General features: G+C 68.3%; 12 protein-coding genes. 10 read left to right on the top strand and 2 right to left on the bottom strand.

Going from position 1 to position 16,773, the window contains the following annotated elements; all coding sequences use genetic code 11:
- Together PHI64_RS16410 and groES are read right to left on the bottom strand one after the other, a co-directional pair.
- The coding region (locus tag PHI64_RS16410) for a TCP-1/cpn60 chaperonin family protein (RefSeq protein ID WP_299884889.1) at positions 1-225 on the bottom strand (225 nt) is incomplete at its 3' end.
- A gap of 58 nt (positions 226-283) precedes the next feature.
- The gene (groES, locus tag PHI64_RS16405; RefSeq protein ID WP_296568564.1) at positions 284-574 is read right to left on the bottom strand and encodes a co-chaperone GroES; all 291 of its coding nucleotides are present in this window, start codon (positions 572-574) and stop codon (positions 284-286) included.
- Positions 575-1,006: 432 nt separating this feature from the next.
- Here groES and PHI64_RS16400 point away from each other — a divergent pair, with 432 nt between their 5' ends.
- The 10 genes from PHI64_RS16400 (at position 1,007) to PHI64_RS16355 (ending at position 16,771) form a co-directional block, all read left to right on the top strand.
- Entirely contained in the window at positions 1,007-2,203 is a 1,197-nt protein-coding gene (locus tag PHI64_RS16400) for a hypothetical protein (RefSeq protein ID WP_299884884.1), read from the top strand.
- 166 nt (positions 2,204-2,369) lie between these two features.
- Positions 2,370-3,614, top strand: coding sequence for a TolC family protein (locus tag PHI64_RS16395; protein WP_299884883.1), 1,245 nt, complete (start codon positions 2,370-2,372; stop codon positions 3,612-3,614).
- On the top strand, positions 3,611-4,765 hold the full coding sequence (locus tag PHI64_RS16390) for an efflux RND transporter periplasmic adaptor subunit (protein WP_299884879.1): 1,155 nt from the start codon (positions 3,611-3,613) through the stop codon (positions 4,763-4,765). The genes PHI64_RS16395 and PHI64_RS16390 overlap by 4 nt, the downstream gene beginning before the upstream one ends.
- A 9-nt stretch (positions 4,766-4,774) precedes the next feature.
- Positions 4,775-7,876: a CusA/CzcA family heavy metal efflux RND transporter gene (locus tag PHI64_RS16385; protein WP_299884876.1), complete on the top strand. Its 3,102-nt coding sequence runs from the start codon at positions 4,775-4,777 to the stop codon at positions 7,874-7,876.
- 22 nt (positions 7,877-7,898) lie between these two features.
- On the top strand, positions 7,899-8,570 hold the full coding sequence (locus PHI64_RS16380; RefSeq protein WP_299884873.1) for a response regulator transcription factor: 672 nt from the start codon (positions 7,899-7,901) through the stop codon (positions 8,568-8,570).
- Positions 8,567-9,943, top strand: a complete 1,377-nt coding sequence (locus PHI64_RS16375; protein WP_299884870.1) for a sensor histidine kinase — start codon at positions 8,567-8,569, stop codon at positions 9,941-9,943. Before PHI64_RS16380 ends, PHI64_RS16375 begins: the two co-directional genes overlap by 4 nt.
- A gap of 93 nt (positions 9,944-10,036) precedes the next feature.
- A complete protein-coding gene (locus PHI64_RS16370; protein ID WP_299884867.1) occupies positions 10,037-13,717 on the top strand; it encodes a PAS domain S-box protein in 3,681 nt (1,226 codons plus the stop codon).
- Positions 13,714-14,727: a two-component system response regulator gene (locus tag PHI64_RS16365; RefSeq protein ID WP_299884865.1), complete on the top strand. Its 1,014-nt coding sequence runs from the start codon at positions 13,714-13,716 to the stop codon at positions 14,725-14,727. Before PHI64_RS16370 ends, PHI64_RS16365 begins: the two co-directional genes overlap by 4 nt.
- Positions 14,728-14,825: 98 nt before the next feature.
- Entirely contained in the window at positions 14,826-15,626 is an 801-nt protein-coding gene (locus tag PHI64_RS16360) for a TIGR00266 family protein (RefSeq protein ID WP_299884862.1), read from the top strand.
- Positions 15,623-16,771: a M48 family metallopeptidase gene (locus PHI64_RS16355; protein ID WP_299884859.1), complete on the top strand. Its 1,149-nt coding sequence runs from the start codon at positions 15,623-15,625 to the stop codon at positions 16,769-16,771. The genes PHI64_RS16360 and PHI64_RS16355 overlap by 4 nt, the downstream gene beginning before the upstream one ends.
- The last annotated feature ends 2 nt before the right edge of the window (positions 16,772-16,773 follow it).

Raw genomic sequence — 16,773 nt, 5'->3', positions numbered from 1 at the left:
CTTGACCATCTGGGCGCCCATGTTGGCGAACTTGTCCTTCAGCTCGATTTCCTTGGCCACGGACACACCGTCCTTGGTCACGGTCGGGGCGCCGAAGGAGCGCTCGAGCACCACGTTGCGGCCCTTGGGGCCCAGGGTCACCTTGACCGCATCGGCCAGGACGTTGATGCCTTCGACCATGCGGGCACGGGCGGAATCGCCAAACTTGACTTCTTTAGCTGCCATTCTGTGTTTCTCCGGAATTCTTTAAAGCGGATTGGGGAAGTTCAGGGGGAACGGAGGCTCAGGCCTCGACCACGCCCATGATGTCTTCTTCACGCATGACCAGCAGTTCCTGGCCGTCGACCTTGACGGTCTGGCCGGCGTACTTGCCGAACAGGACGCGGTCGCCCACCTTCACATCCATCTTGCGGACTTCGCCGTTCTCAAGAATCTTGCCGTTGCCGACAGCCAGGATCTCGCCCTGATCGGGCTTCTCGCCGGCGGAGTCGGGGATGACGATGCCGCTGGAAGTGGTGCGCTCGGCTTCAACACGCTTGACGATCACGCGATCATGCAAGGGACGGATTTTCATGTAGTGCTCTCCTACTCGGTTCAAACCGGGCAAAACTGCCCGACCATGTCAAAAACGTTGGCCAGCCAAACACTGGCCTGGAGTGGCGGGGCGTCTGTTAGCACTCACCGCCAACGAGTGCTAATAATAGGGGCGAGCCGTGACCTTTTCAAGTGCGCCCGAGCCGATTCTTTTTTGCCCTCTCCGGCACTGCGCATTGCACTCACCGTCTCCGACATCTCCCCACGCACTTTGTCAAAATCCGTACAAACATCGAAAATATCCAAATCAACACCCACATTTAGGTCATACGGCATAAAATGGGCCCTGACAGACTGCAATGCACCCACTGGCCCGGCGGGCCCGCCCGGGCAGAGCAGATCGCCCACTACCGTCCAGGGTCTGGCCGGGCACTGCGCCTCGCCGCCCACGCCCCCAGGGAGAATGCCCGTCATGGCTGCCACCACGCTCCGCCTGTGCCACTCCGGCATGGACAACCGGGCGCTCTATGCCTTCGAAATTTTCCTGTCGCGCGTGGGTCCGGGGGCCTGCCGGATCGCTGCGGAAGACGCTGCCGATGTGGCCTTCATTGACGTGGACAACGACCTCGGCCCCTACCTGCTGGCCGGGCATCGCATGCTCTACCCGACCCGGCCGCTGATCGTCACCACCCAGACACCAGGCCGGCAGCCAGACCCGCTAACCGTGGAAGTCACCAAGCCGGTCGGCCTTGCGGCCTTCTCCGCAGCCCTGGAAAAAGTCCGCAGCCTGCTGCCCGCCAGGCTCCCCGAAGGAGGCGAGTTGCCCGACGCCGCCGACGAGCGGGCCGGCACCGTGGACAGCATCCCTGACGAGAGCGCCCTCGACGCCCTGCGCGACCCGGCCCCCAACCCGACCAATCTCCTGCGCTGCATCGAAGCCCGCATGGCGACGCTGCATGTCGGCTCACTTCCCGATGCCGACCTGGACGACCCGGTATCGCGAGCCACCGTTTTCTACGCCCCCGAGCACTTCCTGCAAGGCCTGGTGGCCCGTGCCATCGCCCATGCCCGGGAGATCGGCCGGCCTGTCCGCATCGACGACGCTGACGGCGCTGCCCTTGTACTGGACCCCCGCGCCGGCCAGGCCTGGACGGCGCGCAGCCCCAACGCCCTGCGTGCCCTGGCCCAGCTGCCCACCCGCGGCACCCTGCGCATGGCCAGCCAGACACCCGACGCGGCCCTGCCGGAAGGCGCCCACCCCCGCCAGCTGGAAGGGCTCGAGTGGGACCTGGCCCTGTGGGCCTCCCGCGGGCGTCTGCCCCGGGGCACCAGCCTGGAGCACCCCATCCGCCTCAAGAGCTGGCCCAATCTGACCCGCTTCGCGGCGCCCCCGGAAGCCATGCGCATCGCCGGCCTGTGGTCCCGCAGTAGCCTGAGCCTGCGCGACACGGTGCGCAGCCTGGGGGTTCCCCAGCGCTACGTCTTCGCCTTTTACAGCGCCTGCTCAGCCCTCGGGCATGTGGAGCAGATCGCGCCCGCGCCCGGCGAACCACGCGCCGCCCTCGCTCCCCCCGCGGCCGTGCCCATGGCGCCCCCCTCGCGCGGACGCATCAAGCGCCTGTTCGGCAAGCTCCTCGGGCCCCGTCAGGACGAACCCGGCCCGAACTGACGACATCGCGTGGTGGCCAGGCACCCCACTCCCCTCGTCGGCAGCCCCTCGAAGACGACAGCCACCTCTACGGCCCTCGGTCTGCAAGCTTGGCGCAAGAAAATATTCAGGTAATCGACAGGAAGCCTTCCTAGACTGCAGGCCTGTTCAACCGGGTCCGCATGGCATGCGCACATCCTTCCGACTGTTGCTGGCCAGCTGGCTTGTGCCTGCAGCCTGCCTGGCACAGACCAGCACCTCCCTCGGCCTGTCCGAGGCCGACACCCTGCTCCTTGAAGCGAACCCGGCCATCCTCCAGGCCCGTGCCGCGGTCGCCGGGGCCCGGGCCGGCATCGACATGGCCGGCGCCCGCCCCAACCCCCAGCTCAGCCTGGGTGTCACCAGCACCGACCCCGGCCGCCAGGGAAGCGGCAGCTTCTGGCGTCAGCCCACCGACAACACCATCGGCATCAGTCAGCTCGTCGAACGTGGCGACAAGCGTGCGCTCCGCCTGCGCGCCGCCGATCACGACCTGTCGGCCACCCGCCTCGATCTCGACAACACCATCCGCGTGGCACGCATGGAACTGGCCAGCCGCTGGATCGACCTGCGGGCAGCCCGGGAGACCAGCCGGATCGCCGCCGAGAACGCCACCCTGGCCCAGCGGGCCGCCAGTGCCGCCGAGCTGCGTGGCCGGGCCGGCGACCTCCCCGGCATGGACGTAGCCCGCTTCGCCGCCGACGCCGCCCGGGTCGCCAACGATGCGGCCCAGGCCGGGCTGGCCCTCGATCATGCCCGCATCGCCCTGGCCGAGCTCCTCGGCAACCGGGTGCCCGCCGCCAGCCTGAACACCTCCGACGACTGGCCGGGAGACGAGCCGGCCCCCGCCCCCGGCGAAGGTGAGCGCCCCGACGTGGCATCGGCCCGCAGTCGGCTCGCCCAGGCCGACGCCCTGCGCGACCTGGCCCGCGCCCAGCGCACCCGCGATGTGGCGATCGGCGCCCAGTACGAGCGCACCCCGGCCAGCGGCAACAACGCCTACACCACCAACGCCATCGGTCTCAGCATCTCGGTACCCTTGTTCATCGGCAACGATTACCGGGGCGACATCGCCCGCAGCGAGGCCGACTACCTCTCCGCCGAAGCGCAGCTCAAGGCCACCCGCAGCGCGGCCGATAGCGAATCAGCCAGGCTGCAGGCCAGCCGCGACGCCGCGGCGGCCCGCCTCACCCGCATCCGCGACGTGGTGCTGCCCGCCGCTGAACGGGCCGGCCGTGGCGCCGACATCGCCATCCAGAAGGGCGGCATGAGCCTCACCGACTACCTCGACACACAACGCAACCTGCGCGCGGCCCGGATCGAAACGATTCAGGCCCGCGCCGATCTCGCCCGCGCCGCCCTCATGCTGCGCCTGGCCGGAGCCGCCCAATGAAACGCCCCCTGCTCATCGCCCTGATCGCTGCCGTCATCGCCGGAGGCACCTGGTACACCCAGCGCCCGGCCGCCCCCGACAAACCCGAGGAGCCGGCCATTCAGCGCCCCTCCGCCGAGCCCGGCGTACTGCGCTTCCCCACCGCAGCCCCCCAACTGGCCCAGCTCAAGGTGGAGCGCACCGAGATTGCGCCGGTGCCCATGGACGAACCCCTGGCCGCCCGTGTGGCCTATGACGAGAACGCCACCGCCCGCCTCTTCGCGCCCATCGCCGGACGGGTAGTGGAAATCCGCGCCAATCTGGGCGATGCGGTGAAGGCTGGCGAGGTGCTCGCCGTGCTCGACGCCCCCGAGCTGGGCACCGCCGCCGCCGACCTGGCCAAGGCCCAGGCCGAGGCCCGCCAGAAGCAGTCCGCCCTGACCCGGGCGCACAGCCTGTTCGAAGCCGAAGTCATCGCCCGGCGTGATCTGGAAACCGCCGAGGCCGAGTCCCGCCAGGCCCAGGCCGAGGCCGAACGCGCCCGCCTGCGCCTCGCCAACCTGACCCCCGGTGGCAAAGCCGATAGCGGCAGCCAGCACTACGCCCTGCGCAGCCCCATCGCCGGCATCGTCGCCACCCGCCAGATCAACCCGGGCATGGAGATCCGCACCGACCGGGACGAACCCCTCTTCGTGGTCACCGACATGAGCCGTCTGTCGGTGCTGGTGGACGTGCCCGAGCGCGACCTGCCCGTCGTCACCGTGGGCAAATCGGCCAGCGTGGAAGTCTCCGCCTATCCCCACCGCAGCTTCGAGGGCAAGATCGTCCGCGTGGCCCCGACCCTCGACCCCCAGACCCGCCGCGTCCAGGCCCGGGTGGCGGTGGACAACCGGGAAGGACTGCTCAAGCCCGAGATGTACGCCAAGGTCGGCATCCTGGCCGACGCCAAGCAGGAGCTACCGCGCATCCCCACCACCGCCCTGCTGGTCGAAGGGGTCAAGAACTACGTCTTCGTGGAGCGGGAGCCCGGCGTCTTCGAGAAGCGCGAGGTCAGCCTCGCCGTGCAGACCCGCAACGACGCCTATGTGTGGAGCGGCGTGAAGCCTGGTGACAAGGTGGTGAGCGTTGGCGCCCTGCTGCTCAACGCCGAGCTGGCCAGCAACTCCCGCTGAGGACGCCCCATGTTCGACACCCTCATCACCCTGGCCCTGCGCCAGCGCGCCTTTGTCCTGATCGCTGCCCTGGTCCTCCTCGGCTACGGCCTCTACGCGGTCAACGAAATCTCCATCGAGGCCTTCCCCGACGTACAGGACGTCCAGGTCCAGGTGGTCACCCAGGCCATCGGCGTGGCGCCGGAGGAAGTGGAGCGCACCATCTCCCTGCCCATCGAGCGTGAGATGAGCGGCGTGCCGGGCATGACCCAGCTGCGCTCGGTATCCATCACCGGCCTGTCGGTGGTCACACTCACCTTCAACGACAAGACCGGCGACTACTTTGCCCGCCAGCAGGTGCTGGAGCGCCTGCAGAACATCAGCCTGCCCCCCGGCGCCCAGCCGGTGCTTGCCCCCCTGACCACCGCGGTGGGCGAGATCTACCGCTATGTACTCGAAGCCCCGCCCACCGCCGAACGCGAGGAGACCCGCGCCATCCAGGACTGGACGGTGCGCCCGGCCCTGCGCATGGTGCCCGGCATTGCCGACGTGGTGAGCTTTGGCGGCGCGATCCGCGAAGTCCAGGTACGCATCGAGCCCGAGCTGCTGCGCAAGTATTCGGTGAGCCTGGACGACGTAAACCAGGCCCTCGCCAGCGCCAGCGCCAACGGCAGCGGCGGCCTGCTGCGCCGGGGCGACGAAGCCCTGGTGATCCGAACCCTGGGCCTGTTCCAAAATCTGGACGACGTGCGCGACGTGGTGGTGGTGGCCCGGGAAGGCAAGCCGGTGCGCATCAGCGACGTGGCCGAGGTGGCCTACGGCTTCCGACCCCGCTCGGGCATCGTCGCCTTCAACGACCGGGACGACGTGATCGAGGGCATCGTACAAATGACCAAGGGCGGCAACGCCGCCAAGATCGTCGAAGCCCTTCGTGCCAAGGTGGATGAGGTTAACGCCCGCCTGCCCGAGGGCTACCGGATCGTCCCCATTTACCAGCGCACCGAGCTGATCGGCCACACCGTCGCCACCGTTGGAGAAAACCTGCTGGTCGGCGCGGTGCTTGTCACCGCCATCCTGCTGGTGTTCCTGCGCAACCTGCGGGCGGCGATCATCGTCGCCGCAGTCATCCCGCTGTCGCTGCTGTTCGCCTTCATCCTGATGCACGCCATGGGCGTCTCGGCCAACCTGATTTCCCTCGGCGCGGTGGACTTCGGCGTCATCATTGACAGCGCGGTGGTGATGGTCGAAGCGCTGATGGTGCGCCTCGCGGCGGACGCCCACGCCGAATACCACGGCATCAGCTCTCCGGTCGGGCGGCGAATCCACGCCCTGAAGCAGACCTGCGTCGAGCTGGGCTCACCGATCATGTTCTCGAAGGCCATCATCATCGTCGCCTTCCTGCCCATCTTCACCTTCCAGCGGGTCGAGGGGCGCATCTTCACTCCGGTGGCCCTGACCCTCTCCTTCGCCCTGCTGGGTGGTCTGATCCTGACCCTGACCCTGGTGCCCACCCTGCTCTCCTACGCCCTCAACAAAGACATGGCGGAGAAGGAGTCCCCCTGGCTGCACAAGCTTCAGGAAAGCTACCGGAATCTGCTGCTACGACTGCAGGCCCGCCGCCGCCTGGTGGTGGCTGCCTCGGTGGGCAGCCTGGTGGTGGCCCTGGGCCTGGCCCCGCTGCTGGGCTCCGAGTTCCTGCCCAAGCTCGACGAAGGCAACATCTGGCTCACCATCAGCCTGCCCCAGTCCTCCGGCCTGACCAACACCAAGGAGATCGAGCGCAAGGTCCGCGAGGTGGTGTCCTCCTACCCCGAGGTCAAGGCCGTGATCACACACGTCGGCCGCCCCGACGACGGCACCGACCCCAAGGGCCCCAATAACATCGAGATCCTGGTAGACCTGAAACCCCGCGGCGAGTGGCGCTTTGCCACCAAGGATGCCCTGGTGGACAGCATGTCCGGGCGCCTGGAGGCAATCCCCGGACTACCGACCAACTTCTCCCAGGTGATCCAGGACAGCGTCGAGGAATCCCTCTCCGGCGCAAAGGGAGAGATCGCGGTGAAAGTCTTCGGCCCCGACTTGAGCGTGCTGGAAGCCAAGGGGCGCCAGATCGCCAGCGTGCTCAACCGCATCGAAGGCTCCGCCGACGTGGCCGCCCTGCCCGTGGGTGGTCAGAGCGAAGTGGACATCCGCCTGCGCCGGGAAGCCCTGGCCCGCTATGACATCAACGTCACCGACGTTAACGCCATGATCCAGACCGCTCTGGGCGGCAGCACCGTCAATACCTTCTACGCCGGCGAACGCCGCTATGACGTCACCCTGCGCTTCGGCCCCCAGTTCCGCGACCAGGTGGACGACATCGCCAACCTGCCCGTGGCCCTGCCCGGTGGCCACGGCAGCATCCCCCTGGGCGATCTGGCCGACGTGGAACTGCGCCAGGGCGCCTCTCGCATCCAGCGCGAGGCCGGCAGCCGCAACGTGATCGTCAAGGCCAACCTCCGCGGCCGCGACCAGGGCAGCTTCGTCGCCGAAGCTCGCGCCAAGGTCGCCGCCGAGGTAGCCCTGCCGGCGGGCTACAGCATCACCTGGGGTGGCCAGTTCGAGAACCAGCAACGCGCCATGGGCCGCCTCAAGCTCATCGTACCGATCACCCTGGGCCTGATCTTCTCCCTGCTGTTCTGGGCCTTCCGCGACGTCCGCCCGGCCGTGCTGGTGCTGTCCATGGTGCCCTTCACCCTGATCGGCGGCTTTGCCGGCCTGGGCCTGGCCGGCCTGCATCTGTCGGTGTCGGCAGCGGTGGGTTTCATCGCGGTAGCCGGCATCTCGGTGCAGAACGGGGTGATCATGGTTGAGCAGGTCATGGAGATCGCCCGCCGTGGCGCCCCCCGCTCCGAGGCCATTCTCGACGGTGCCATGCTGCGCCTGCGCCCCATCGTGATGACTGCCCTGATGGCCGGCCTCGGCCTGCTGCCTGCAGCCCTGTCCCACGGCATCGGCTCCGAAACCCAGCGCCCCTTCGCTGTGGTGATCGTCGGCGGCATCGTCAGCGCGACGATCTTCACCCTGCTGCTGCTGCCCGTACTGCTCAGCTACGGCGGCAAAGACACCCCCACGCCGGACCCGGCCCCCTGACCCATACCCCCAGGCCCTTACCATGCGCATCCTCATCGTCGAAGACGACCCCCTGCTCGCCGACGGCCTGGCCCAGCTGCTGCGCGGCGCCGGCTTCACCGCCGACTACGTGGGCAGCGCCGAGCTGGCCGAGGCTGCGCTGGCCGCCGAGAAATTCGACCTGCTGGTCCTGGACATCGGCCTGCCCGGCATGGATGGTCTGGAGCTGCTGACCCGCCTGCGCGCCCGCCACAACGCCATCCACGTGCTCATGCTCACCGCCCGGGACGCCCTCAACGAGCGGGTGCGTGGCCTTAATCTGGGGGCCGATGATTACCTCACCAAACCCTTCGCTGCGGTGGAGCTGCTGGCCCGCATCAACGCCCTGGTGCGGCGCAGCCGCGGCCAGGGCAAGCTGCGCCGGGAATACGGCCCCCTGATCCTCGACGATGAGGCCCACCGGGCCTGGCTGGGAAACCAGCCCCTGGAACTACCCCAGCGGGAGTGGGCAATCCTGCAGTTCCTCCTCGATAATCCGGGCCGGGTGCTCAGCAAGGAGCGGATCGTCGCCGCCGTATGCACCTGGGACAAGGACATGAGCGAGAACGCCGTGGAAGTTTACGTATCGAGACTGCGCACCAAACTGGAGCCCGCCGGCCTGCGCATTCGCACCGTGCGTGGCCTGGGCTACATGCTTGAGGACCCGCCCACGTGACGCGCAGCCTGCGCAAGGCGCTGCTGCTGTGGCTGCTGCTGCCTGCCAGTCTGGTTTTTCTGACCTTCCTGCCCCTGGCCTACCATTTGGTTCATCAACCGGCCATGGAGGCCCTTGATCAGGCCCTGGCCGACGCCAGCCTGGCCCTCGTCCCGCACCTCGAAGTCATCGACGGCGAACCGAGCTTCGTCTTTCCCGCCGCCGCCGAGCAGGTGCTGCGCACCGACCGGGTGGACGACATCTACTTTCTGGTGCTCGGCCCCAACGGCCGCTTCGTGGCCGGCGACATGGGCCTGCCCCATGACCCACCCGACGGCGAGGTGGCCCATGGCGAACGGGTCAGCTTCAACTCCCACTTCCGTGGGCACCGCATCCGGGTCAGCGCCATCCACCGCAACATCGCCGGGGAACCCTTTGTCTTCATCACCGCCGAGACCACCCGCAAGCGCGACCAGCTGCGAGTCGACCTGGCCGTGGCCCTGGCCCTGCCCTTGCTGTTCTTCGCCGGCTTCACCGGGCTGACCATCTGGTTCGGCATCCGCCACGCCCTGCTCCCCCTTGAGGACATTCGCCGCGCCCTGCACGGCATGCAGCACCAGGCCCTGACACCGCTGGACTCCAGCTCGGCCCCGGGCGAAATCCGCCCTCTGGTGAGTGAATTCAACCAGCTCCTGAAGCGCCTCGAACAGGCCGCCAACGCCCAGCAGCGCTTCGTCGCCAATGCGGCCCACCAGCTGCGCACGCCGCTGGCCGGCATCCGCACCCAGCTCGAACTGATCCAGCGCGACCCCGACCCCGACCAGCGCAGCACCCGGACAGCCCAGTGCGTCGGTGCCATCGAGCGCCTGGGCCACCTGATCAACCAGATGCTGGTACTGCTGTCCGCCGAACCTGGCGGCCGCCAGGCCGACCTGGCTGAACACATTGACCTGCCGGAGCTGATACGGGACCGCAGCCCTGAGTGGATCCGCCTGGCCGAAAGCCAGGGGCTCGATCTGGGTTTCGAGCTGGAGAGCTGCCAAGTGACCGGCGACCGCCTGCTACTGGGCGAGATGATCAGCAATCTGGTCAGCAACGCCCTGATCTACACCCCGCCTGCCGGCGAGGTCACCCTGCGCTGCCGCAAGACCGGTGATCAGGCCATCATCGAGGTGGAGGACTCCGGCCCCGGCATCCCGCCCGAATTTCGTGAGCGGGTCTTCGAGCGCTTCTTCCGCCTGCCCACCGCCACCAGCCCGGGCGGCGGCCTCGGCCTTCCCATCGTGCGCGAGATCGCCCGGGGCTTCGGCGGGCAGGTCGTCGTGCTCACACCCGCCAGCGGGTGCGGAACCCTGCTCCAGGTCAGCCTGCCCTGCCACAATCCGGCGCCCTGACCCATTTCGGGCTCAAGTACGCCCATCTGCGTCCGTGAATAGCGAGACTCCCGCCGTGCAGGCGGTCCGCCCCTCCGTTTCCGACCCAGACCCGTGTTGCTCGACTCCTTCTTCATTCGCGATGGCGACCCAACGCTGCTCCTCTACGGCACCTACGATCCGGCCCTGGTCGCCCTATCACTGCTGATCGCGGTGCTCGGCTCGGCCATGAGCCTGCAACTCGCCGGCATGGCCCGCGCCGCAGCCCACGCTGCATACCGTCAGATGGCCCTCATCACGGGTGCCATCGCCATCGGCGTAGCCACCTGGGCAATGCACTTCATCGGCATGCTGGCCTTGTCCCTGTGCAACGAGATCCACTACGCGCCCGGCCTGACCACCTTGTCCATGGTTCCATCCATGCTGGCCTCCTGGGTTGCCCTGTCACTCCTGGCGCGTGAGGAGATCCATCCGTGGCAGCTGGTCCTCGGCGGCACCCTGGTCGGTGCCGGCATCGGCAGCATGCACTACGTGGGCATGGCCGCCATGGAGATGGACGCCCAGTTGCGCTACAACCCGGTCTGGTTCCTCGCCTCCATCCTGGTGGCCGTCATCCTCGCCGTACTGGCCCTGTGGATCCGCTTCGGGCTGGCCCGCAACCCGCGCTTCGGCGGTTTGCCCGGCGTACTCGCCGGCGGTGTGGTGATGGGCCTGGCGATCGCCGGCATGCACTACGTGGCCATGGCCGCCGCCCGCTTCATTGGCCTGCCCGACCCTGGATGCATCGGTAACGACGAGGGCAACACCCGCCTCGCCCTGGGCATCGCCGCAGTCACAGTGATCACCAGCCTGGTGGTGGTGGCCGCCAACGGTTTCATGCGCTACCGCTACCTCTACCAACGCCTGCTACAGGGCGAATCGCGACTGCGCGCCATGGTGGACACCGCTGTCGAGGGCATCATCACCATCGACGGCCGGGGCAGCATCCTGTCCTTCAATCTGGCTGCCGAACGCCTGTTCGGCTGGCAGGCCAGCGAGGTGATCGGGCGCAACGTGAGCATGCTGATGCCCGAGCCCGAGCGCTCCCGCCACGACGGCTACCTGGCCCATCACCTGCAAACCGGCGAGGCCCGCATCATCGGCACCGGCCGCGACGTGACCGCCATGCGCAAGGACGGAAGCCCGCTGCCCATGCGTCTGGCGATTGGACGCGTGCCCATCGACGGTGAGGATCTTTTCGTCGGCTTCGTCTCCGACATGAGCGAGCGCCAGCGCATGGAGAATGCCCTGCGGGAGCGGGAGCAACAGCTGCGCGGCCTGATCGACAACATGCCCGGCGTGTGCTTCCGCTCATGCCTGGACGAGCACTGGAGCATCCTCTTCATCAGCGACGCGGTCGAGCGGGTCACGGGCTGGCGCGCCGCCGACTTCGTTGCAGGACGGATCACCTTCGGCGAACTGATCCACCCGGACGACCGGATGCAGGTCTGGAACATGGTCAATGAGGCCCTCGCTGCCGACCGCCCCTACATGACCGAGTATCGCCTGCGCACCCGGAGGGAGGAAGAAATCTGGGTGTCGGAAACCGGGAGTGGAAAGCGGGACGCCCATGGTCAGCTGCAGTGGATTGACGGCGTACTGATGGACATCACCGACTCCAGACGCCGGGCAGCCGAGTTCGAAGGGCTGGCCAACGCCGTCAACCGGGCCCTGGCTGTGCTGGAGATCGACACCAACAGGCACATCATCACCGCCACCCCCCCCTTCCTCGAACTCACCGGCTACACCCTCGAAGACCTCTGCGGCCAGCCCCATGACATGCTGTGCCCACCCTCCGAACTGAGCAGCGAGGCCTACCGGCGCAATATCGACGAAGGGCTGCGCAACGGCCATTTCGTCACCAGCGACGTGCTGCGCCTGGGCAAGGATGGCCGACGCGTATGGATGCATGCCACCTACAACCCGGTCTTTGACGCGAACGGCGAGATCTGCAAGATCACCATGCTGGCCCAGGACATGACCGAACGCCGCGCCATGGAGCTGGCCCTGGTGGAAGCCAAGGAGCGGGCCGAACAGGCCGCCGCCGCCCGGGCTGCCTTTCTGGCCAACATGAGCCACGAGATCCGCACCCCCATGAATGCCATCCTCGGTTTCACCGAGCTGCTCATGGACACGCCCCTCGACGACGCCCAGCGCCGCCACCTGGGCACCGTGCGGGCCTCCGCCCGCTCCCTGCTCGGCCTGCTCAACGACATCCTGGACACGGCCAAGCTCGACAAGGGCGCCATGGAGCTGGAGCTGGCCGACTTCTCCCTGCGCGCGGTATGCGACCAGACCCTCGCCTCCCTGCGCCTGGGCGCCACCCGCAAGGGGCTGGAGCTGCGCCTCGACTACCCCGACACCCTGCCCGAACACTTCATCGGCGACGCCCTGCGCGTCCAGCAGGTCCTGCTCAACCTCCTCGGCAATGCCATCAAGTTTACCGAGCAGGGCGGGGTCACCTTGCAGGTGGGTCACGCCCAGGGGCAATTGCACCTGTGCATCTCGGACACCGGCATTGGCATCCCGGCGGACCGTCTGGACAGCATATTCGCCCCCTTCGCCCAGGCCGACGCAAGCACCTCCCGACGCTTCGGCGGCACCGGCCTCGGCACCACCATCTCACGCCAGCTGGTCGAGCTGATGGGCGGCCACATCCGCGTGGAGAGCGAACCCGGGGTGGGCAGCCGCTTCCACGTGCAGCTCCCCCTGGCCCCGGGCAAGCCCCAGGCCCCCCCTGAGCAGACCGATCAGGGCCTGCCGCCCCTCAGCATCCTGGTCGCCGACGACGTGGCCCAGAACAGCGAGCTGCTGACCCTGCTGCTGGGTCGGGAAGGTCACCGCATCGTCGTCGCCAGCGACGGCATGGAAGCAGTCAGCTGCTTCGGGCAGCAGGATTTCGACGTGATCCTGATGGACGTGCACATGCCTGGCATGGATGGCCTTACCGCCGCCCGAGCCATCCGCCAACGCGAAAGCCACGACAACCGGGCACCGACCCCCATCATTGCCCTCACCGCCAGCGTGCTCGAACAAGACCGGGTCGCCGCCCTCGCTGCCGGCATGAACGGGTTTGCCGTCAAACCCATCGAGCTCCCCCGCCTCAAGGCCGAGATCGCCCGGGTCTGCGGTATCGAGACCCTGCCGGCCAGCCCGCGAGCCAGTGCCATGGTCACCCCGGCCGACGGCGCCATCGACTGGCTCGCCGGCACCAATCGCTGGGGCAGTCAGAGCGCCCTCGAAGCCGCCATCCGCCAGTTTCTGGCAAACCGCGCCGAGCAGGCCGCAGCCCTCTCCGCGGCTAGCGCAAAGGACACGCTGCGCGCCCTCGGCCACCGCATCGCCGGCGCCGCCGCCAACCTGTCGCTGCCAGACGTGACGGCGCGGGCCCGCCAGCTCGAAACCTGGGCCAGCGGAAACGAAGGCGACGCCGAAGCCGGCAGCGCCCTGGCGGCCCGGTTGTGCCAGGCCCTCGACGCGGCCTGGGCCGCCCTGCCGGAGACCACCGCCACCAGCCATCAGCCGGCCGACATCGACATGGCCCGGCTCAGCGCCCCCCTGGAGCAGCTCGCTGCCCGCCTGGCCCACGGTGAGCTCGACGACGCAGCCCTGGCGGCCGTGGTGGCGGGGCTGCCTGCCGCCCTCACCGCCCGCCTCCAGGCTGCAGTGGATGACTTCGACTTCGACCAGGCCTGCGCCGAGCTCAACGGCCTGCGTGCGCACCTCAACACTCCCCCAGCGGATACCGCCCCATGACCCAAGACCGCCGCCAGCGCCTGCTGCTCGTGGATGACGAGCCGGCCAACCTCCAGGTTCTGCGCCACATCCTCCAGGACGACTACCGCCTGCTGTTTGCCCGGGACGGCGAGAAGGCCCTGCAGCTGGCCGCCCAGGAACGCCCACACCTGATCCTCCTCGACGTGATGATGCCCGGCATGACCGGACTGGACGTGTGCCGGCAGCTCAAGGCCGACGCAGCCCTCGCCCGCATCCCGATCATTTTCGTCACCGCCCTGGCCGATCCCCAGGACGAGGCAGTGGGCTTCGAAGCCGGCGCGGTGGACTACATCGCCAAGCCGGTGAGCGCGCCCATCGTCAAGGCCCGGGTACGCACTCACCTCTCTCTGGTGCGGGTGGACGAGCTCTACGAGACCCGCCTGCAGATCATCCAGCGCCTCGGCCGCGCCGCCGAGTACAAGGACAACGAGACCGGCCTGCATGTGGTGCGGATGAGCCACTACTCGGCCATCCTGGCCCGGGCCGCCGGCCTCGGCGACAAGGCCGCCGACGACATCCTGCACGCCGCGCCGATGCACGACGTGGGCAAGCTGGGCATCCCGGATGCGGTCCTGCGCAAGCCCGGCCCCCTCGACCCGGCCGAATGGGAGGTGATGCGCCAGCACGCGCGCATCGGCCAGGAGATCATCGGCGACCACGACTCGCCCCTGCTGCAGATGGCCGCCCGCATCGCCCTGTCCCACCACGAGAAATGGGACGGCAGCGGCTACCCCGAAGGCCTGCGCGGCGAGGACATCCCCCTTGAGGCGCGCATCGTCGCCGTCGCCGACGTGTTCGATGCCCTCACCAGCGTGCGCCCCTACAAGAACGCCTGGCCGGTGGACAAGGCCGTGAACCTGCTCCTCGAAGAGAAGGGCCGCCACTTCGACCCGGCCCTGGTGGACGCCTTCGTGGCCAGCCTGCCCGCCATCTGCGCGATCAAGGAACAGTTCTCGGAAAACCTGGCTGTCAGCCCCGCCCCGGCCTGAGTACAGCCCCCCTTCACCCACGCAACTTTCCTGTGGCAGCCTGTCTCAGGGCAGCGGACTGCTGCACCGCCTTTCATGCATTCAAGGGAGACACACGCATGGCCATGGACGTCGTTGATTACGAGATTTTCGGCAATGAAATGCAGTACGTGGAGGTGGAACTCGACCCGGGAGAAGCCGCCATCGGCGAAGCCGGAGTAATGATGTACATGCAGGACGGCATCCAGATGGACACCATCTTCGGTGACGGCTCGGCCCAGCAGGGCGGTTTCTTCGGCAAGCTGATGGGCGCCGGCAAACGCCTGCTCACGGGAGAAAGCCTGTTTACCACCGTGTATCACAACGAAGGCCGCGGCAAACGCCGGGTCGCCTTCGCCGCCCCCTATCCGGGCAAGATCGTCCCGGTGGACCTATCCACCGTCGGCGGCACCCTGATCTGCCAGAAAGACTCCTTCCTGGCCGCAGCCAAGGGCGTATCCCTGGGCATCGCCTTCCAGAAGAAGATCGGCGTCGGCCTGTTTGGCGGCGAGGGTTTCATCATGCAGAAGCTCGACGGCGACGGCATGGCCTTCATCCACGCCGGCGGCACGCTGATGGAAAAGACCCTCGCCCCCGGCGAAACCCTGCGCGTGGACACCGGCTGCGTGGTTGCCTTCCAGCCCAGCGTCGACTTCGACATCCAGTACGCCGGCAAGATCAAGACTGCCCTGTTCGGCGGTGAAGGCCTGTTCTTCGCCACCCTCAGCGGCCCGGGCAAGGTGTGGCTGCAGTCCCTCCCCCTGTCGCGCATGGCCGACCGCATCGTGATGGCCTCCCGGGCGGCCGGTGGTGGCGGCAAGGAGAGCGGTTCAGTGCTGGGTGGCATCGGCCTGGGCTCCCTCCTCGGCGACGACGAGTGAGCGCCGCCCCGGCCAGCACCGCCACCTCGCCTCCCATCCCGGCCCGTTACTATCCGGCCGGCGGCGACGCCCATGGCCACGCGGCGCGGCTAAGCTGGCAGGATGGCGCCCTGCACGTCACCGTGGACGACCTTCCGGCCCTCACGGTGTCAGCAGCCCGGCTGCGCGTCGAGGCCCGGGGCTTCAACCACAGCCAGTGGGCCCTGAACTGGGCCGGCGACGGCCACGACGCCCCTCACCTGTTGATCGTCGACGACGCGGTGGCAGCCCCCTTGCGGGCGGTCATGCCCGGGCACTTCACCGGGGGCGATCGCCAGCGCAGGGGCAGCCGGCACCGATTCGGCCTCGGCGTGGGCCTGCTGGTGCTCCTGCCTCTGCTGTTCGTCGCCGCGCTGCTGCTGTCCCTCGACCCTCTCACCGACCGGGTGGTCAGCCACATCCCCCCCGAGGTCGAGCGTCACATCGGCGAGGCGGTGCTGGCGCGCACCCGCCTGGAGGGCCCGCTGATCGAAGCCGGTCCGGCCCACGAGGCCCTGCAGACCATCGGCAGACGCCTGGCAAGACCAGACGAAGCACTTCAGTTCCATCTGGCCGAGCGCCCGGAGATCAACGCCTTTGCCGCCCCTGGCGGCGTGGTGGTGGTAAACAGCGGCTTGATGGCACGGGCAGCCTCTGCCGAGGAGGTAGCCGGCGTGCTGGCCCACGAAATCGCCCACGTGGAGCTGCGCCACAGCCTGCGCCAGATCGTGCGCAGCGCTGGCCTGCGCGTCATCGTCGCAGCCCTCTTCGGCGACTTTGGCGCCCTCGGCGGCGGGGCCGCCCAGATGGGCGAACTCAAGTTTTCCCGGGACGCCGAGCGGGAGGCCGACCGCCGCGCCCTGGAACGCCTGGCGGAGGCCCGCATCGCGCCCCACGGGCTGCTCGACTTCTTTCGCACCCTGTCCAGCCTTGAGGGCGGCCAGGGCACGCTCCCCGCCCTCTTTTCGACTCACCCGGCCAACGCCGAGCGGATCGCCTGGATCGAGTCCGCGCTGGCCCGGCAGGCCCCGACCACGGTGCAGCCCCTGGGCATCAACTGGTCGTCCATCCGCCAAATAGCCGACAACGCATCGCAGGAGAAAGGCACCCGCAACCCTAAAGAATGACG

Source organism: Zoogloea sp. (assembly GCF_028689785.1).
GTDB lineage: Bacteria > Pseudomonadota > Gammaproteobacteria > Burkholderiales > Rhodocyclaceae > Zoogloea.
The sequence above is the reverse complement of the archived record's forward strand: the minus strand, read 5'-3'. Positions and strand labels throughout refer to the sequence as shown.